Origin of the sequence: Brevibacillus sp. AG162, from assembly GCF_006715575.1 — a bacterium.
Taxonomy (GTDB): domain Bacteria; phylum Bacillota; class Bacilli; order Brevibacillales; family Brevibacillaceae; genus Brevibacillus; species Brevibacillus brevis.
In genome coordinates this window covers 856,814-876,567 of the sequence record NZ_VFNO01000001.1, presented here as the reverse complement: position 1 = coordinate 876,567, position 19,754 = coordinate 856,814, and the positions used below count along the sequence as shown (strand labels likewise).

14 protein-coding genes are annotated in these 19,754 nt (G+C 48.3%); 2 read left to right on the top strand and 12 right to left on the bottom strand.

Annotated elements, in window-relative coordinates; genetic code table 11:
• Window positions 1–124: 124 nt before the first annotated feature.
• Window positions 125–706, bottom strand: coding sequence for an LOG family protein (locus FB479_RS04190; protein ID WP_106656472.1), 582 nt, complete (start codon window positions 704–706; stop codon window positions 125–127).
• Between the two features lie 95 nt (window positions 707–801).
• Between FB479_RS04190 and FB479_RS04185 the strand changes: the two genes are divergently transcribed.
• Window positions 802–1,125 carry a MazG nucleotide pyrophosphohydrolase domain-containing protein gene (locus FB479_RS04185; RefSeq protein ID WP_106656473.1) on the top strand — a complete coding sequence of 108 codons (324 nt, stop codon included), beginning with the start codon at window positions 802–804 and terminating at the stop codon, window positions 1,123–1,125.
• Window positions 1,126–1,208: 83 nt separating this feature from the next.
• On the opposite strand, the gene FB479_RS04180 is transcribed toward FB479_RS04185, so the two are convergent.
• On the bottom strand, window positions 1,209–2,573 hold the full coding sequence (locus tag FB479_RS04180) for an aspartate aminotransferase family protein (protein ID WP_142062644.1): 1,365 nt from the start codon (window positions 2,571–2,573) through the stop codon (window positions 1,209–1,211).
• A gap of 31 nt (window positions 2,574–2,604) precedes the next feature.
• A complete protein-coding gene (locus tag FB479_RS04175; RefSeq protein ID WP_142062642.1) occupies window positions 2,605–4,113 on the bottom strand; it encodes a CoA-acylating methylmalonate-semialdehyde dehydrogenase in 1,509 nt (502 codons plus the stop codon).
• 132 nt (window positions 4,114–4,245) lie between these two features.
• Here FB479_RS04175 and FB479_RS04170 point away from each other — a divergent pair, with 132 nt between their 5' ends.
• Window positions 4,246–5,883: a PucR family transcriptional regulator gene (locus tag FB479_RS04170; RefSeq protein ID WP_142062639.1), complete on the top strand. Its 1,638-nt coding sequence runs from the start codon at window positions 4,246–4,248 to the stop codon at window positions 5,881–5,883.
• Between the two features lie 51 nt (window positions 5,884–5,934).
• Here FB479_RS04170 and FB479_RS04165 read toward each other — a convergent pair whose 3' ends face one another.
• The 9 genes from FB479_RS04165 to FB479_RS04125 all read right to left on the bottom strand — a co-directional run bounded on the left by FB479_RS04165 (window position 5,935) and on the right by FB479_RS04125 (window position 19,701).
• A complete protein-coding gene (locus FB479_RS04165) occupies window positions 5,935–8,226 on the bottom strand; it encodes a S8 family serine peptidase (protein ID WP_142062636.1) in 2,292 nt (763 codons plus the stop codon).
• A gap of 94 nt (window positions 8,227–8,320) precedes the next feature.
• Window positions 8,321–10,723 (bottom strand): AAA family ATPase, encoded by a 2,403-nt coding sequence (locus FB479_RS04160; RefSeq protein ID WP_142062633.1) that lies wholly within the window; start codon window positions 10,721–10,723, stop codon window positions 8,321–8,323.
• Between the two features lie 78 nt (window positions 10,724–10,801).
• Window positions 10,802–11,986, bottom strand: a complete 1,185-nt coding sequence (locus tag FB479_RS04155; RefSeq protein ID WP_142062630.1) for an MFS transporter — start codon at window positions 11,984–11,986, stop codon at window positions 10,802–10,804.
• Window positions 11,987–12,072: 86 nt separating this feature from the next.
• Window positions 12,073–12,540, bottom strand: coding sequence for a MarR family transcriptional regulator (locus FB479_RS04150; protein ID WP_142062627.1), 468 nt, complete (start codon window positions 12,538–12,540; stop codon window positions 12,073–12,075).
• Between the two features lie 130 nt (window positions 12,541–12,670).
• Window positions 12,671–12,874, bottom strand: a complete 204-nt coding sequence (locus FB479_RS04145; protein ID WP_164724473.1) for a hypothetical protein — start codon at window positions 12,872–12,874, stop codon at window positions 12,671–12,673.
• 41 nt (window positions 12,875–12,915) lie between these two features.
• Window positions 12,916–13,965, bottom strand: coding sequence for a Gfo/Idh/MocA family protein (locus tag FB479_RS04140; RefSeq protein ID WP_142062624.1), 1,050 nt, complete (start codon window positions 13,963–13,965; stop codon window positions 12,916–12,918).
• Window positions 13,966–14,082: 117 nt separating this feature from the next.
• On the bottom strand, window positions 14,083–17,127 hold the full coding sequence (locus FB479_RS04135; protein WP_142062622.1) for an efflux RND transporter permease subunit: 3,045 nt from the start codon (window positions 17,125–17,127) through the stop codon (window positions 14,083–14,085).
• Window positions 17,128–17,130: 3 nt separating this feature from the next.
• Window positions 17,131–18,336 carry an efflux RND transporter periplasmic adaptor subunit gene (locus tag FB479_RS04130; protein ID WP_255438281.1) on the bottom strand — a complete coding sequence of 402 codons (1,206 nt, stop codon included), beginning with the start codon at window positions 18,334–18,336 and terminating at the stop codon, window positions 17,131–17,133.
• A gap of 90 nt (window positions 18,337–18,426) precedes the next feature.
• Window positions 18,427–19,701, bottom strand: a complete 1,275-nt coding sequence (locus tag FB479_RS04125; RefSeq protein ID WP_142062616.1) for an MFS transporter — start codon at window positions 19,699–19,701, stop codon at window positions 18,427–18,429.
• Window positions 19,702–19,754 lie beyond the last annotated feature (53 nt).

Genomic DNA, 19,754 nt, shown 5'->3' with positions numbered 1-19,754 from the left:
TTCCTATGCGTTTACTAGGGATATAATCAACTACATTAACACTCCTGCATTCATCCTGTCAATAACTAGAATAACCCGAATTCCTCCTACAAATGGAGGGCTTCGGGTTATTTTTTGCACGTTCTTATTTATCCAGTTCCGACCATTTGTTTACTTTCACTGGCGGTGTGTAATCTCGCATACGATCTAGCAAAACAGCAGGATCACTCTCACACAGGATCAATTCGCCCTGCATAGCGGGAATAAATCCGGCCTCAGTCGCATGCTCTACCATCTGCATCAACGGCGTATAGTAGCCATCCACGTTCAAGAGTCCGATTGGCTTTTGGTGAATGCCAATTTGACCCCAGCTCACCACTTCAAAAATTTCTTCAAAGGTACCCAATCCGCCCGGCAAAGCAATGAAGCCATCAGACAAATCGATCATTTTCGCTTTGCGCTCGTGCATCGTCAGTACCTCATGCAATTCTGTCAGCCCTGTATGTACGATTTCTCCGCGGAACAATCCTGTAGGCATGACGCCGATCGCTTTGCCATCGCCTTCCAGTACTGCATTTGCTACGCGCCCCATAAGTCCCATGCTGGAACCACCATAGACCAATTCAAGACCACGAGCGACCAGTTCTTTTCCCAACTCCTGTGCACACCGCTCAAAAAGTGGATTTACTCCAGGATTGGAACCTGCATAAACACAAATACGTTTCATGTCATCCTCCCAAAACTTGTTGAAGTAGAATGGCTTTTCCTAAATTTCTTTGCGTGTAATATAATTATACTAAAATCAGGAAGGGACAGATATACGTGAATATCACTGAGTTTCAAAAATGGGTCGGAGATTTTTATCAAGAACGCGGATGGACAGGGTACGGTCCGTTTATTCGTGTAGGTTTTCTAATGGAAGAAGCTGGCGAGCTGGCAAGAGCTGTTCGCGCCATTGAAATTGGGCGAGATCGTCCTGATGAAGGGGAAAAACCCGCAGCAGAAGCTCGGCAGGAGCTGGTGGAAGAGTTGGGCGATGTACTTGGGAATTTAATCTTGCTGGCAAACCAATATGAGGTTCCTTTTGAGGAGATATTAGAAGCACATCAAGCGAAGCTGCAAAAGCGCTATCAGCTCCATCGTTAAATAACAACAGCGGCAGCTTAGGATTTTCGCATCTCCTAGTCTGCCGCTGCTTTCATCTATTCGTCTTTTCGTCCAAGCTACTCCTACTCCAATGAATCGAAAGCTTCCTTCATAACCTGCGTAATAAAATCGATATCATCACTCGTCGTGGTAAACGGTGGCGAGAGTGTCAGCACATTATTGAAGCTCGGAATGGTGTCGCCATTACGCCCGATGATTAGCCCACGCTTCTTGCACTCCGCAATCACCTGTGTCAATTTCGCTGGCGCCGCAGGTTCCTTCGTTTTGCGATCCTCAACCATCTCGATCCCCATCAGGAAGCCGAAGCTGCGAATGTCTCCAACGTATGGATGATCTGCGAGAAACGCCAGCTTGGCACGCAATTCTGCACCGAGTTCCTCCGCTCTCTCCACCAGTTTTTCTTCTTCTAAAATTTCGAGATTTTTTAGAGCGAGTGCGCATGCCGCCGGATTGCCGCCGAACGTATTGACATGACGGAAATGCAGATTATTCCCTTGCTCATTGAATTTGTCTGCGATTTCGGCCCGCACAGCCGTTGCGGAAAGCGGCAGGTAGGCGCTCGTAATGCCTTTGGCCATAGTCACGATGTCTGGCTTGATTCCGAAATTTTGGTGGCCGAACTTTTGACCGGAGCGACCGAATCCGCAGATGACCTCGTCTACGATCATCAACACGCCGTACTTATCGCAGATTTCCCGTACTTTTGGCATGTATTCCGGCGAGGGAACGAGGACACCTCCCCCAGTAATGGTTGGCTCCATAATGACGGCAGCCACTGTCTTTTCGCCTTCCCAATTGATCACTTGATCGTAATATTGGGCGCATTCCAGATTGCACTTGCCGTACGATTTTCCAGCCGGACAACGATAGCAGTAAGGCGGCGGTACATGAAGGAAGCCAGGCGCCAATGGCTCGTATTTTTCCTTGCGTATGGATTGACCTGTTGCAGCGAGAGCCCCCATCGTATTCCCGTGGTAAGCGCGATGTCGCGAAATGAATTTGTAACGTCCCGGCTCCCCGTTCTGATGATGATATTGACGGGCAATCTTGAATGCGACCTCGTTCGCTTCCGAGCCGCTGTTGGAAAAGAAAACCCGATACTCCTCCCCAAGCCATTCGCTGATCTTCTCGGATAGACGTATAGCAGGGACGTGGCTTTGTGTGAGTGGAAAATAAGCCAATTGCTTCAACTGCTCGTAAGCGGCGTCTGCGAGCTCCTGTCGGCCATAGCCAACGTTGACGCACCACAAGCCAGACATTCCATCCAGGTACCGATTCCCGTCGATATCGGTGATCCACGATCCGCTCGCTTCCGTTACGATCATCGGATTGGGATTGTAGTGGGACATATGGTGCCACATATGCGAACGGTCGGCATCCAGCAAGCTCTCTTTATCAAAATCTTTTGTCACTTGTCCTTGCTCCATCGCGCAATCCTCCTTATTTTTTCGTAAGAGGTTATTTTACAAAAACTTTTTGCGAGCCAATACTGGTATCGCCATCTTCGAACCATCTGGATGTGACCGTTTTTTTCTTCGTAAAAAAGAGGACGCCATCTTTTCCATTTGCATGCAAATCACCGTAAAAGGACTGCTTCCAGCCTGAGAAAGCAAAGAAGCCCATCGGAGCAGGCACCCCTACATTGACACCGACCATACCTGCTTCCACCTGCTGAACGAATTCTCTTCCCCATTTTCCATTGTTCGTATAGATGGTCGCCCCATTGCCAAAACGCGAGCGGCTGATCGCCTCCAAGCCCTCTTCAAAGTCTTTCACACGCATGACACTCAGGACAGGCGCGAAAATCTCATCGCGGACAATGACCATCTCGGCATCTGCCTTGTCAAAAATCGTCGGCCCGAGGAAGTAACCATCGGGCAGCCTTTTCGCATCCTCGCGACCATCGCGAACCAGCGCGGCACCAGCAACGACACCTTTTTCGATGTAGTCATGTACTTTGGACAAGTGCGAATCACGGATGACAGGCCCGAGATCGATGCCCTCCTCCAATCCATTCCCCAACGCGAGAGCATTCGCTTCCTCGATCAGATGCGCGATCAGCTCATCGGCAATCTCCTCGACAGCTACTACAGCGCTGGCTGCCATACACCGCTCTCCTGCACAGCCGAATGCTGAGCTCGTAATCGTTTTTGCTGCGCGCTTCAAATCCGTGTCAGGCATGACCAAATGGTGATTTTTCGCCCCAGCCAGTGCTTGCACACGCTTCCCGTTCGCCGCTGCTGTCTTGTACACGTATTCCGCAACTGGCTGCGAGCCGACGAAGGAGATCGCTTTTACGTCCGGATGCTCCAACAGACCATTGACGACATCATGCGCTCCGTTTACGACATTGAATACACCGTCTGGCAACCCCGCTTCCTTTAGCAGTTCAGCAATCCGAATCGAAGACAGCGGCGTCCGCTCCGAGGGCTTCAGTACAAACGTATTTCCTGCGGTAATCGCGATCGGGTACATCCACATCGGGACCATCACAGGGAAGTTAAACGGTGCAATCCCGCCCACTACCCCCAACGGAAAGCGGATCACCTGACTGTCGATGCTGTTTGCGATATTGGGCAATGTTTCTCCCATCATCAGTGTCGGCATCCCACAAGCGAACTCTACCATTTCCAGCCCACGCAAGAGCTCCGCCTGAGCTTCAGGCAGATTTTTGCCGTTCTCCATGGTAATCATTCGGGCGAGTTCATCCTCGTGCTTTACGAGAAGACTATGAAAACGAAACATAATCCGCGCACGATCTACGACAGGGGTAGCACTCCAGCTCACAAAAGCTTCCTTCGCAGCAGCAACAGCCTTGTCCACATCTTCTCTCGTCGACAGTGGCACGCGTGACAACAATTCTCCTGTTGCCGGATTGGGTACATCCTCAAAACGTGTCGTCAGTGAATCTACCCACTGCCCCCCAATGTAGTTTTTCAATGGATTTCCAACGATAGCTGTGTTCATCCCTTCAACTCCTCACGTTCAATTGATTGACAATTCCATTTTATCCAAAAATAATGCCTGTCAGCACTAGACAAAGCGTAACGCATTACGTAGGGTTAATCATACAGAGTGTAAAAAGAAGAGGTGATCCTGATGAGCAACGATTTGCGCCTGACCATTGCAGATATCATCAAGCGTCCATTGTTTCAACATGCCCAAGTGGTGGCGGGGCATCGTGGACTGTCCCGTCCTGTTCGCTGGGTTCACGTCTTGGAGACTGCCGATACGGGACAGTTTTTAAATGGCGGCGAACTGATTCTATCAACCGGGCTAGGATTTGGCGAAGAAAAGGAAAAGCGACTCGCGTATTTAACCGAACTCATTCGGCGAAAAGCAGTCGGGCTGTGCATCGAGCTGGGACGTTACATCCCCTCGATCCCTGAAGATATGCTAGAGCTGGCGAATCACCACCAGTTTCCGTTGCTCGTTTTTCACCAGCCTGTCCGCTTTGTCGACATCACGCAAGATTTGCACGAGCATTTGATTCATGCGCAGATGCAAGCACTTCGCAATCTCGAAGCATACTCTCGCAGTTTGCAGCAGCTCAGTCTGCAGGCAGCGGGCACGCCTAAGCTATTGCAGCATTTTCAGGTCGCTGTTCAGACGCAGGTCTTCTATTACGCACCAGATGGCTCCACACAATTTGCCCCGGTGGTACCACATGATGTTGCAGTGGAGATGAGCGATTTGATGCGGTCTCATTTTTCCGAACTGGATAGTAGTGAAGCTGGCGTCCGCTTCCTTACTCTATCTGCGACCAGGCAGCTTGCCTATCAACCCGTGATGGCGATGGGGCATGTGCTCGCCTATGTTGGCATTGTCTTGTATGAACGCAGTCCGGATGAGTATTTGCTTCTGACCTTAGACAATACAGTCAGCGCGATGGCCCAAATTTTAATGCGGAAGATGTTTGTGGAGGAACAGGCGCTTGCTACCGAAAACCGGCTGTTTGATGACTTGATTGCCAACCGCTCCATACCGGAAGAACAAATGCGTTCCTTACTCGGTATAACAGGCAGTGGTAAAGCCTCAACATATCACATGATCATTCTGTCCTTTGAGAAGTCGAAGAACCTGGTCGAGGACTCCCTTCCGCCGCACGACTTGACAGCTATCTTCCGTTCGCTATTGACTCGCCATCGCTTTCGTCCTTTCATACGCTGCCTGGGCCATCGCTTCTACTTTTTGCTGATCGAGCAGCAGCCGCTTGCAGATTCCCGGCGTACCTTGGAAAAAGCCTTTCGCGATGTCAAAAGAATCATGACACAAATGCTAGGATCGGATGTTCAAATCTGGATGGGTGTCAGTCGAGCCGGAAAACGGTTGTCTGACGCTGGACGGCACCTCGCGGAGGCGGAACAGGCACTCGCTTTTTATCAGGAATCATCCAGTCCCTTTTTCGCTGATCTCGGATTGTTCCGACTCCTGTTCCACGTGCCTAGTGAGCCTGTGTTAAAGACCTTCATAAGCGATTACCTCGGCCCGCTTTTAGCCCATGACCAAGCACACGGCTCCTCGCTCGTTCATACGCTGCGTGTCTATTTGGATGTTAACCTGTCTAAGCAGGAAGCAGCGGAAAAACTGTTCATTCATCGTCAAACGCTCTATCATCGCTTGGAAAAAATCGAAGAAATTCTCGGCGAGGATTACACGGCAACGCAAAACAGGATTTGCCTGGAGATCGCCATGCGAGCGCGGGACTGGCTAAGCAAAGAAGAGCAACATCAGTAAAAAAAGACACAACCTTCCATCCGATCAAAAGACGAAGGTTGTGTCTGTTATTTATTTTCCTGGCTTTTTCATATATAGTCGATACTTCGCTTGTTTTCCATCCGTCAACACAACGCGAATATTGTACAGACCGGATTTTTCAAGATTCACCGTTAGTTGTTCTGGATTGTCGGTGCTTGTTGCAGCAGCAAGCTCATGTGAACGACTGTTATACACGTACAAATCAATATTGGCATCCTCTTCCCACTCTACGGACAATTCCAAATCACCAGGTTCATTAACGCGGATCAAATACTCCATGCTTTTCTGCTTCTTCGTCAGTTTCCCTGTTCGCGCAGGTTCTTTGTCTACAACTGGCGGCTTTTCCTCTTCCTCTTCCTCTTCCTCTTCCTCGTCATCGGTCTTTTGCCATTTTCCCGTTGTCGCTAGCGCAAACGGCTGAGGTCCTTTCGGGATGTTATAGCCCTCGACCGTCACCGTGTAGGTTCCCTCTTCCGGCTCGGTAATCCATACCTGCTCGACGTTGTTCAGATTGTCCACTTCGTCGTTGTACGGGGCCTCAAAAAAATCGTTGCCGTTCAGTTTTTCTCCACTTGGTGTCGTCACCTTCAGATTCAAATCGTTGACAAGCGCACGCTTTGCGACAATGGCAGCAGGATAATCCGTCCACGCAAGCGTAATGGCCAAAGGCTTGGAATCATCCGAGACCTTGACTTGATACGTAACTTTTTCACGTGTGCGAATGCCATCCTTCTCGTCCTTGTAGTTCGTTTCAATCGCCTGCTCCAGATTGGCTCTACCGAAGCCTTGCTCTCGCATGTCTTCATCCAAGTTGTCTGCACTCGTCAACAGCATGGCTTTTACTAATGCACCGCTCGGATTTTTTTCCCCTTCTTCCTGCAAAAATTCCCGAATTTGCGCTACACCGCCCGCTAAAATCGGCGTAGCCATGCTTGTGCCGTTCATATATGCGTAATGTTCATTAAAACGCTTGTAGAAATGTTTGCTCGGTGCCAGTGAAGAGCGCGTGGACAAGATCGCAGTACCAGGCGCGACAATATCAGGCTTCAAACGCCCGTCGTCTGTTAAGCCGCGACTGCTCGATACCCACACGTCGTCCGCTTTATCGGAGGTCTTCCCCAATGTGGGTCGAACATTTTCCGTGGCGCCAACGGCGATAACGTTTTTAGCAGTGGCTGGGCTCCCAATCGTTTTATAGCCTTTCTCGCCATCGTTTCCAGCCGCAATAAGCACCGTCATATCTGGATGCTCCCATAAAAAGCGATCAAACAGAAGCGATGAAAGGCTGTACTCTCCCTTATCATTCGTCCCCCATGAATTGGAGTGAATGCGGGCTCCCTCTTCGTATGCTTCTTGCAATATGGTCTCGACATCCGTATTGAGCTTCCCTTTCGCGTTCTCTATGGAATGAAAAACGAGCTTCGCACCCGGTGCTGTTCCTTTATACTGTCCATCTGATGCTTCTCCTGTGCCCACAATGGAACCGGCTACATGTGTACCATGACCGTGGACATCACTGGCATCATTCGATCGGCCAAGAGAAATGAGCTTCTCAATTTGGCCCTTAAAATCTGGATGCATCGTTTGAAGCTTCCCAGTATCAAGTCCGGTATCGGCAACTCCGACAATTTGTCCCTTGCCTGTGTACCCTGTCGAGGCCAGCTTGTCCGAATGAATGATGGTAGCTGCCACATCATTGTGCAGCTTGTTTTCCGGCACAGGGACGACAGCAATGACATCATCTGATTTGATCACTTGTTCAATCGTTTCCTGATCCATCTTGGCGATTGATATATGGGGAGCATCTTCTGGCGTTTGAATGTCTCGTATCGCTTGATCCTCGTTCATTTCCGTCATCGCTCGATACATGTCCACCCGTTGATTGAAACCGATGACAGCAACCTCGACCCGTTCTCTGTTGCCTCCTGAAAAGCGAAGCTCGGACGATACCTTTGACTTCGGTGTAAAGGCCATAACATCTTCGACAAAAGACAGGTCCTCGACTTCCCTTCTGACCTGTTCATCCTCCATTTTCGCGATGAATGCAAAATCCGGTATGTAATCACCAAGCGTGACGCCGATATCTTCCAGTTCTTCTTTCCACTCCTCACGAACAGGACCAGATAACTGAATAACGACGAGCTCAGACTCTCTCTTTTTTGACGAAAGCTTGTCCAGTGCAAGACCCTTATCCGCTTCGATCTGGATATTGCCCCGACGCTCTCCCTCTTGCTTGGCATCCGCCGGAATGCCCTCCAACGAAAGTGTCAGAACAAGTGTCGTGCATAAAGCTGCCTGCCATTTTTTTCGCAAACCAAACACCCTTCCCCCATGGCATAATGGAACCATTTCTATCCATTATAAGAGAAAGGGTGAATTGTCAAAAGAGTAAGAAGGCATAGACATGGGACAAAAACTAATTTTTTGCCCCATCTTCCTCTTCCGTCCACTGTAATAGCGGTTGAAAATCGGTCCATGCCAACTTCATCAGTATTTCCTGATTCCATTCCTGTTTCGGAATATCCATCAGTCGCACTGCCTGGTTTTGGATCGCCTCTTGCAACAGGTTATGGCTAAAGCGACCGTTGCCATTCAATCGATGATCACTGACTGCTTTATCCAAAGACTGCGTGATCATTTCCAGCACGTTCTTCTCAATCGCATACCCAACCTCACATGCAGCCTGTTCAAGAATGTGCACGAGTTCCTTCACGGTGTAGTCGGGGAATGCAATATATTTTTTAAACCGTGACAAGAGTCCGGGGTTGCTCATCAATAATGAATTCATTTCGAGTGGGTAGCCTGCGAGGACCACGACCAGATTCTCTTCGTGTTTGGTCATCTCCTCTACGAGCGTATCAACCGCTTCCTGACCAAAATCCCGCTCTCCCCCGCCGAGCAGCGAATACGCTTCATCGATAAACAAGACGCCGCCCAAAGCTTCTCGAACTTTTCTGCGAGTAAGCGCTGCGGTCTGACCGACATACCCCGCTACCAAGTCGGCTCTACTCGCCGTAACAAGATGACCGCGTTTCAAATAGCCGATTTCTTGCAAAATCTGCGCATACAGCTGGGCAACCGTCGTCTTCCCTGTGCCTGGATTTCCAGTAAAGACGGCATGCAGCTCAATCGGACTTTTCGGCAGGCCTCTTGCTGCGCGTTCTTGCTGGACGGATACATACGCGGCAATTTTTTTCAGCTCCGTCTTCACTTGAGCAAGACCAATCAACGCTTGCAGTCGAGCATCCGCATTCCTTTCTTTTTGCGGCGGATCGAAGCCACGGACATCCTCTGGTTTTAGAATCGTAAAGTCATCCCATTTCAGTTCCTTACCGTCTGTCTCTCGTCCTTTGGCAAAGATCGCATCGAGCACGATATTTGTGACAACCCGTGCATTGCCAAACGTCTCGTCTACTTGTGCTTTTTCAATACGCTGGCGCAGCGTAATTTTTGCCGCCTCTGTCAGAGTAAAATCGTTCCGTGCGGCTACTTCTTCTGCGATTTGCACCAGTTCGTCCGCCTGATAGTCCGGCAGTAAAAAGTGTCCCGTCTCGGGAAAACGGCTATTCAGTCCAGGATTGGCATACAAAAAATGACGCATTTCTTCCGGATAGCCCGCCAGCATCACGACGAAGCGGCCTGCATACTCGCCGCTCGTCATAGCGGATACGAGCGTGTCAATCGCCACTTGTCCGTAATCACTGCCGGAGCTATCTAGGCGCTTCAAGCTGTATGCCTCATCGATAAACAGGACGCCGCCGTCTGCCTGCTTGATTGCTTCCATGACGCGTTGCTCAGTTTGTCCCACGTAAGCGCCAACCAACTGAGAGCGATCCACCTCGATGAGCTGTCCTTTTGCCAACAACCCGAGCTCCTGATACAGCTTGGCGATCAAGCGAGCCAATGTCGTCTTCCCCGTGCCTGGGTTACCCATCAGTACGAGATGAAGGGGGAGCTGGTCTTTCATATGCCAGCCTTTTTCTTCGCGCAGCTGGCGATACTGCAGAAACTGCGCCAACTGCCGAACCCGATGTTTGATCTCGTCCAAGCCGATCAACTGCTCCAATTGCTCTAAGGCACTCAAATCTTGCTGAGGCGCTTTCTCGTGATCTTCTACCCTTTCGTTTCTTTGCGGCAGGAGCTTTTCTTTCTGTTCTTGCTGGTTGGTTAAAGCGCGAATCGTCTCTTGCAATTGGACAAGCATTTCACTGGAGTAAAAGACCCCGGATAAAGACGCTCCATACGCTTGAACACGTTCTTGCAATTGTACTAATAAATTTTGTCGTTCCGTGTATAACAGCACGAGGCCAGCAGCCGTAGCCTCCGCCTCCGAATCGTTCCACTTTTGCGCTGCCAGTAGCGTCTCCTCCGCAAGAGAGCGCCACTTCGTGATTTCAGCCAGTTCATTGGTTGCCTGCTCTTCTAGCACCTCAACGGTTCTCCTGCGCATGACGACATTATCCGTTTCACGTACGGACTTGAATTCAGTGAGAAAGACATGGGATCGCAACTTTGAAAAGTACAGCTCGAGCTTAACCTCTCCAGCGTAGCGATAATCAGGGGCTAATTGAATCGCTCGATCTACCCATTCAGCTGCAAGCGTATGGCCTCCTGTTTTGTGCATCCGCAAAGCAGACATCCGCGCCAACACCATCGCTTCCGTCAAATCCAGCTCTTCGCCTGGATGTTCTTGACGATGCTGTTCGAGCATTTGCAGGAATGTCAGGCATTCACCTTCGGATAGTGTCTGGATGCTGGACGGATTGTTGCTTAAACCTGCAATCAGTACCCTCGGGTCCCGTTCTTCTTGATGTTGCATATTAGATTGCTCCTCCCGCTCCATTGTTTCATCCCTGTTGTAGCATATTTAGCCGAACATGAAAAGTCTGTCCGAACATCAGAACTCCCCTTGCATGCTCGCAGCAGTTCTTTTCACCTTTTGACGTGCGAATAAAGTCGCCAAAGCAATGAGGATACCAGCCATGCCAAATTCAAGCCAGACCCCTCCCCATTCTAACAGCATCGCACCAACCACCGGACCTGCAGCCATTCCTGTATAGCGGATGAAATTGTACACACCAATGGCCGTTGCACGCTCTGCTTCAAATACTTCGGATAGCAAGATCGTATGTGCAGACATACCTACACCCAAGGTTAAGGCAAACAACGTACTTGTTATCACAAGCAAAAGAAAAGAAACATCAGCCGCAGTCATAAAAAGAAACATCGCCAAAGCATTTGAACCAGTCGTCACCACCAATGTTGTACGTGCTCCCCATCGATTTTGCAACAAAGCAGACAGCTTGCTACTGATAATAAAGACTGCTGACACGAGCAGGAAAACCAATCCGATTTGTTCAACGGAAATTGCGTAATGGTTCGTCAATTGGACAGGAAGAAACAGCAGAAAGCAATAATAGGCGTACATTTGACTAAAACCGATCAAAATGACGGATGCACCAACCGGGTGGAGCAAAATATGACGGAAAGACCCTAACGTAAAACCGCCTGATGATGTTGCTTGATGCCTTTTCGTTTCGGGTAACAGTGTTGCATTTATGCCGACGAGAAAGACCGCGCTGATTGCTAAAAATAAAAAGACCGCAGAATGACCTCCGATGCCGCCAATCCAGCCACCCAAGAGCGGACCAAGTGCAGGACTAAGCGCTAGCAGCATCTGATAAGTGCCCATCGCAGATGCACGATTGTTTCCTGTAAATAGGTCGCCAATAATCGTTGCTGCTACAATCGGAATGGCAGCAAACCCCGCCCCTTGCAAAGCCCGGAAAAATAATAGCCCATAAATAGAATCAACCAGATAGCATCCGATGGACGCGATCATATACAGGATCAGGGCAGGTATCATGACACGTTTTCGGCCGAACCGATCGATAAATGGTCCGTAGATGATTTGCATAATCGCGAGCATGAGCGTAAAGATTGAAACGGTCCAGTTAATCATGGTCGCACTCGTCTGAAACTCATGTTGCATGGCTGGTAAAATAGGCATGAACAAATTTTGCGCGAACATACCTAGTATTAGCGTTATCCCAAGCAGGTACAGTACTTTTTTTGGACTCATGGTAGCTCTCCTCTTATCCAGTTATTATTGTGTCCACGGAAACAATTTTCGTAAAAAAAATAATGAACACCAGTTGTATGTTTCCCCTATTCATCTGTTGCTTCTCTTAGGACCTTTTCCAAAAATGCCAATTCGGCGGGAGTATACCTATCCAAAAATCGGTACATGTCAATCTCCAGTCGTTGGTGGTAGCTTTCGTGAATCTCGTTTACCATTTCGCCTACAGCTGTCAGCCGAAAAAAAACTTCCTTCTGATTGTCTTCGAGTTGGTAGCGCTCGAGTAATCCTTTTTTCAAAAGCTTGACTGTGATTTTGGATATCGCACTCTTTGTTACCCCAATATGCTGTGCAATTGTCGTAACATTGACTCGATCCCTCCCCCCTACCTCTTGAAGGACGTGGAGCTCTGTTACGGATAACCTTCCAACTTTATCATAATCAGGTACGCTGATTCTAATTTGGCGCAATAGCATTTCTTCACGTAGCTTGCTGCGCTCCTCCTGTTTATGTAAAAAGGTGATCCATCGATTCCAAATCTTCTTTTTCGGGTCCAATGCAGCATCAGCTCCTCCTCTATTTCAACTTTTGTTTCCATGGAAACAAAATCACTTTATCATGAGATTTCCTTTTGCGCAAGAAAAAACCGCAGCCCTGCATTCGCAAGCTGCGTTCCGAGACCATTCTTTATCCATTTAGATTGCCCAGTTCCTTGTCCGCACTAAAATGAGCACGAGCAGCCTCAAATACTTCATTTTCCGATCCGGCCGAGATTTTGAAACTCGATACCACTTTCTTGCCGCATCGCACTTGTACATTATACTGTGAATCCCCATCATACGTAGACTCGAAATGATAATCCTCACCATTGACCTGAATGGTTCGTTCCATGGTTACACCTCCAACCTTAGTGTGACCAAGCGACATGGCAATCATCCAATATTTTGTTGCAAAGAAATCGTTTTTCCCGTTGCAGCTGACTCTATGGCCGCTTCGATAATCAAAAGAGCGATAAGCCCATCTTTCCCCGTGACGATTGGCGCTGTTTGCTTTTGGATCGCGTCTACAAAGGCATCGATTACCCCACTGTTCGTCTGATGATCGTTGGTCTGTATCGCTCCTGTTCGCTCTACTCTTCTCTCACTCGTAGCTGTTATGACTTCGATATCCTTTTCTGGATCAGCAAAAATCTTCATGATCCCACGCTCACCGTAGAGAATCGTACTATTGTCCTCCTCACCGTAGTAGCTCCAGCTAAAGGAAGCAGTACCTAACGTACCCGACTGTGTTCGTAAAAGACATACCATATGATCGCATACCTCGATTGGTAAGCCTTCCTCGTCTTTTTTGTCCAAAACAGCTGTTAAGGCACTGACCTGCACGATTTCATCCTGAAGCAAATATCGCAGCAGATCTACTTTATGGATGCCTAAGTCTCCGGCAACACCGAGTGCAGAACGATTCTTTTTAAAAAACCACGTCGCGTTTGTTTTGTTGATACTCCAATGCTCAGGCCCTTTATGTCCGAAGCTTGTTTTAAAGGATAAGATGCGCCCTAGCTCACCTGAATCAATGATCTGACGCGCTTTTTGATGGGCGATAACCAGCCGCTGATTGTGGTCGATCATGAGAATGGCACCTGTAGCCTCGGCAGCTGCAAGCATGGCCTGTGCACCTTCACTCGTCGTCGCGATCGGCTTTTCACACAAGACATGTTTTCCAGCCAATAGTGCCTCAGTCGTGATGATATGGTGCATTTCGTTCGTCGAGCAGTCACTGATCGCTTGAATCTCAGGATGATGAACGACCTCTTGCCAGCTAGCTGCTACCGTGCCCCCATACTTTGCAACCATCTTCTGAGCACGATCCGGATTCGGGTCATACACAAGGAAAAGCTCGACATTCGGATGATGGTGATATTCCGGCGCATGCCGCTCGTTTGCAATGGAACCGCAGCCAATAATGCCTACTTTTATGCTCATGATTGCTCCTCCTTTGTATTGAACCCTTGGCAGACTCATCTGTGGTAATCGTATTCGCACTATGAAGTTGTTAGAGGGCACAACGCTGGTTCGACAGCGCCGTGCCCCGTTTCCCTTTTACAAATCAGCTATGTGAGGCGCTTTTTTTCGCGCTAACCTCTTTTCACGAATCCCCTCAAAGATCGAATAAAGAACGGGAACCAAAACAAGCGTTACGAGCGTGTGGAAAATCAAACCCGCAATTACCCCGGTAGCAAGCGGCGCTTCTAGTTCCGCTCCCTCCGCAACAGCAAGTCCCATCGGCAGCATACCGAGTATCGCTGTCAGCTTGGTCATGATTACCGGACGAACACGATCTCGTGTGCCCTGTACAATCGCTTCTTCCAACCCCATCCCCCGTGAACGGAGCAGATTGATTCTGTCAATTAACAGAATCGCATTGGAAACAACAATTCCTACCAGCATGATAAGCCCAATCATCGCCATCTCACCAAAGGTTCGCTGCGTGACCACGAATCCGAGAATGACTCCCACCAAGGCCATAGGCAACGACAGCATGATAATAAACGGCTGGGATAACCTCCCAAACTGTGCCACCATAATCACATAGATGAGGGAGACGACCGCTACCAGGACGATAATTCCTTGCGTAAAGGTGTTATTCTGTTCCTTCAAATCGCCAGCGATCTCGATCTTGTAACCAGCGGGTAATTCCACTGTACCCAGTTTCTCATTTATTTGTCTGCCTGCCGTTCCAATATCCGTGCCCAACAGTTCTGCTGATACCGTGATGATTTGTTCTCCTTTTTCATGTTTGATCGTAATCGGAGATTTGCTGAAATGGAAATCAACCAGCTCGTGTAACGGCACCTGTGAGCCTGTTTCGGTTCGAATCATAGTCTGTTGGAGTTGGTCAGGATGTGTCACCCATGTCTCTGGATATCTGGCAACAATCGAGGTTTCGATGCCATTTTGACTGATTGTGGATAGGGGCTGCTCCCCAAGCAGCATGCTGATTTGACTGTCCAATGAATCCGAGTCAACCTGTAATTGAGACATTGCCTCCTGATTCGGTGTCAGCGTTACTTTTTCCTTCCCCCTTTCAAAGTCATTCCGAATATTGACGACACCGGGGATGCTCCCCAGCATGTCTTCTACTTTGGTGAAAATCGACCGGGAAACCTCCAAATCTTCGCCCGCGACCTGCAACTCAATAGGTGCCGATTCACCTGAGAAGCCAAATGTCAAACTCGTCCGTTCCACTCCGTCAACGGCATTCAATCGGCCGTTTACTTCTTGCATAAATTCTTCTTTCTCTTGCGTTCGTTGCGACTTGGTCACTAATGTAATATTTAATTCGACTGTCTCTTTCTTTGCCGTAAAAAAGACTTGATCCACGTCTGACAACTCTCTCAACGCTTTTTCCGCTTCAACTGCCGCTGTGTTCGCCTGTTCCAAGCTAGTGCCATCGGGCATCGTGAGCGTGGCAAAAATTTGATTCTCATTGGCATTCAAGCCATTTCCTATTTTAATCAATGGGAAGAGACTCAACGCTCCTACAAACACCGCAAGAGCCACCAGCAATGTGAGAATTCGATGACGAAGGGTTAGCAACAGTAATCGCTGAAAGAGAGAAACAATCCGATTCTTCCCTTCTTTTTCGCCATGGGACTGCAACTGTTTATCGTGTTGAAGAAAACGCTCGGAAAAAATCGGAACAAACAGAAAAGCTGCAATCGTTGACGCAAGAATGGTAGAGGTAACGGTAAACGCAATGGTATGAAGAATAGGCTTCAGCCACTGTTCAAAATCCGCGACCACAAGTGGTAAAAACACAATAATCAAAGTTAATTGGGATGCAAAAACAGGTGCTAAGACTTCTTTTGAGCCCTGAACGATGGCCTGTTTCAGCTGCATCCCCTTTTCTCTCAAATGATAAATACTCTCCAGAACAACGATCGCGGCGTCAACAATCAATCCGATTGACAAACTCAGTGATATCAATACCACCATGTCAATGTTGTATCCCGCAGCTTTCAAAGCGATGAAAGTCATCAGGATGGAGAGAGGCAGCGTCGTTGCAATGACCATCGTCACACGCCAATTTCGCAGGAATACCCAGAGAACGAGGATTGCCAATATTCCCCCAATGACAACGTCTCGACTCAAATTGGTGATCGCTTTTTTAATAAAAGAGACGGATTCAAACATGACTCTCAGCTCGTAGTTACCGCCCGCCTCCTCATTGATTTGCCTCACAACTTCCTCTACTTTCTTCTGTGTGGTGATCAGGTCACTCCCCGCAGCCCGCTTTACACTGATTTGCACAAAGAGGTTTCCTTCTGTCATGGAAATAGCGTCCTTCACGCTTCCGCGCAAGTCACTCACCGTTGCCAATTGTTCAAGTGCAACCTTGCCCTTGGGTGTCTTGATCAAAATGGTTTTGAACGCTTCTACATTTTTTAAGCTGTTGTCAATCATCACAACGGTGTCGAACCCGGGATTCTCCAATATCCCCACCGCTTTTTTCCAATTGGCACCCTGAAGCTGACCAACAACTTCCGCTGCTGTCGTTCGATAGGCAGTAAGCCGTTCAGGACGAAATGTGATCGCAACCTTATTTTCAAAACCGTCCTCGGATACGACCACTTCCTTCACACCCGGGACGGATTCTATTCGATCCTTAATGGTCGTCTTCAGCAAGGTGAGCATGGTCTGTGTATCGGCACCCACCATTGCGTAATCGATCAAGTCCTCATCACCTAAATTCGTTTGAGTGACGGTTACGGTATCCACTACTTTGGGAAACTCGTTGCGCAGCCGATTCACAATATTTTGTGTCTCTTGCTTGACCTTTTCACCTTCCCCATCCTCTGCAAGGATCGAGATGCCAGAAAACCCCGTCCCTGTTTTCGATGAGAAATTTTTAATCCCAGCCACAGATTTCAATTCCTGCTCTATTTTTTTCGTGACCTTTTCTACCATCTCTTCAGGTGGCAGCGCTCCTCCTGAAATATTCACTTCAATCCAAGGCAAATTCGTTTTCGGTACGAGCTCCACGTGGAAGGAAAAGAGCGCACCGATTCCGGTAAGCACGATGAGGAATGTGCACAAATAGAGGATCACTTTTCGTTTCAGCAAAAAGAGAATGACCTTGTCCATCGGTTACTCCCCTTTCACCGTAACGACTTCTCCTTCGGCGTAGTACGTTATGCCGGAGATTAGGATTTGATTGCCTGATTGAAGGCCCGATAGAATCTCGACCTTATTTCCAAAAATTTGCCCCACTTCCACGTCACGTCTCTTGATGACACCATTCTCGACAACCATGACGAAGCGCTGTGTTTCCTTAATGCCAACACTTTGGACGGGAACGAGCACTCCGTTTACTTTGCGTGACATCTCTACAGTCGCAACCATTCCCTCTATCAACGCGTTGTCTTTATTGGGAACAGCTATCTCTACAAGATACTTTCCCGTTTCCTGGTTAAGAACGGGGGAAATAAATGTAATGGTCCCTGTACTTTTGGCCTTTCCTTCGACTGTCACAGGCACCGTGTCCCCTTGCTTGTAGTTTTCCATCACATCCAATGGGACATCGACCTTTAGCTTCACTTCCGAGCTGTCGACAAGGTGAATGATACTTTGGCCTGGCTGGGCAAGACTTCCTGCCTTTTGGGTCACATCGATGACCGTACCGCTAAACGGCGCGACGAGTTGCGTTTCTTGAAGGGTCTTCTTTGCGAGCTCTACTTCACTGGCCGCTTGTTTCAACTCGGCATCTGCACTGGCAATCTCGTTGACTTCCGCCCCCTTTAGCAACTTATCCAACGTAATTCGTGCCTCTTGTAGCGAAATCTCGATTTGCTCTTTTTCCGACTGCGCACTGTCCAGCTCACTCTGTGAAATAGCGCCGCCCTTAAACAGCTCCTGGGCTGTCTCCCATTTCCGTTGCGCATCTTTCAAGCGCTTTTCCTGGCTGTTCACTGCCAGGCGTTGTTTGCTGATGAGATCCGCGCTTGCTCCTTGCAACGTTTTTGAACGCAACGCCGATGCACTTTGAACCTGGCTTTGTGCCGCTTCCAGCCCTTTTTGATAATAGTTCGTATTTAATGAACTTAATACCTGGCCTTGTGTCACCTTTGCCCCTTTTGTTACGTTCATTCGTTCAATCGTACCAGAAGCCCCAAAGGCTAATTGGCTCTCCTGTTTGTATTCAACGAAAGCAGTAAGTGGGATCGGCAAGGAATCCTTCTGTTTTACGGTGTGCACCTGCACGATCTTTTGTTTTGTTTGCTCCGTTTCCTGTTTCGCTTCTTCTCCACATCCCGCGATGAACATCAGTACAACGGTCAAAACGACGTAGTGCATACTCTTCACGTAGAGTCCTCCAGTAGTTTTGTCATTGTCTTTTTGAATGAAGCTGACATCATATTCTCTCTCTAGTAATAGTGACCTTGCTCAAGCAGACTTGTCTGCAACCATGGGTTCTTCTTTTTTCTTAAAGTATTGACTCACTTGCTTGTTCAGATGAGCGATCAAGGCGATCACGAAAATGATGGCACCCGATGCCAACACGAGATACGTCCAGTGAACGGCCTCCAGTAAAATACCGTACAACCAGATCCCAAAAGGTACGGCCACCCCAGTAAAAGTGCCGACCACTCCAAACATGCTGGCACGTAAATGCTCAGGCGTGTTCAATTGAACAAAGGTAAAGATCGGGATGTTCCCCATGGAGTTGAAGATCGCGGAGACCAATAAAATCGAGACAAATACGCCTGTAATGATCCAAGAGGCGTTACTCGTTTCCGGAACAAAAATCGGAAATACCCATGTCAGCAAGAGAAGCCCTTGTAATTGAATCAAAAGAAAGATTTTATTCTCAACGTATTTGCTTACCTTTTTCATAGAGACAACAGCCGCTCCGATAATGATCCCGATAAACCAGGAGGACTGAATAAAGGAGAATTGCTCCATCGATACTTTTTCGACTCGATAGGCAATATGCAGCAGCCCCACATACATGAGGGGAGGGAAAATAAAGTTGAGCACGAGGAAAATCAGGAACAAGTACTTAATGACAACCTGTTCTCGGATATATTGGAAGACTTCCTTAATGGTTTCTGTATAGCTTTGCGTTGTCTCCTGCACTGCCTCAGACTTGCGGAAACGGAGGAACATCTGCATGATCCCTGCTCCGATAAAAGAAAGGCCATCAATCAGCAAAATCATTTCCATCCCCAGTAACCCATAGGCAACCGCCCCTACCAAAGGACCCGCTACATTAAGAATGGCGCTAATCGCTTGGTAGATAGAGTTCATACTTCCTACTCTTTCCTCGTCTACCAGCTCAGGAATGGATGCTTGCAAAGCGAGATACGTAAAAGCCTGAATGGTACTGATCACGAAGGCGTATCCGACAAACAGCCATAGATTCGTGGGAGACTGAAGGAAAAACAGTAAAAACAGGAGAACCAGCGCACCGCTTAGCAGCTCGGTGACAACCATGATCGTTTTCTTGTTGTGTCTATCAATATAGGCGCCTGCAAAAATATTAATCAGCACCCCTGGCAAGTACGAAAAGCCCAAGACAGTTGCAAATGCAGCGGAAGAACCCGTCACATCCGCAATGTACAGGGCAAGAGCAAATTTGTATACACCACTGCCTAATTCTGTAATGAAACGAGTAAAAGAAAAGAGAAAAATATTTAAACCGTATGTTTGGTTGCCCATCTTAACCTCCCTGAATAGTAATCCCTCTAGGTGACGATTTATTTCGGCAAGAT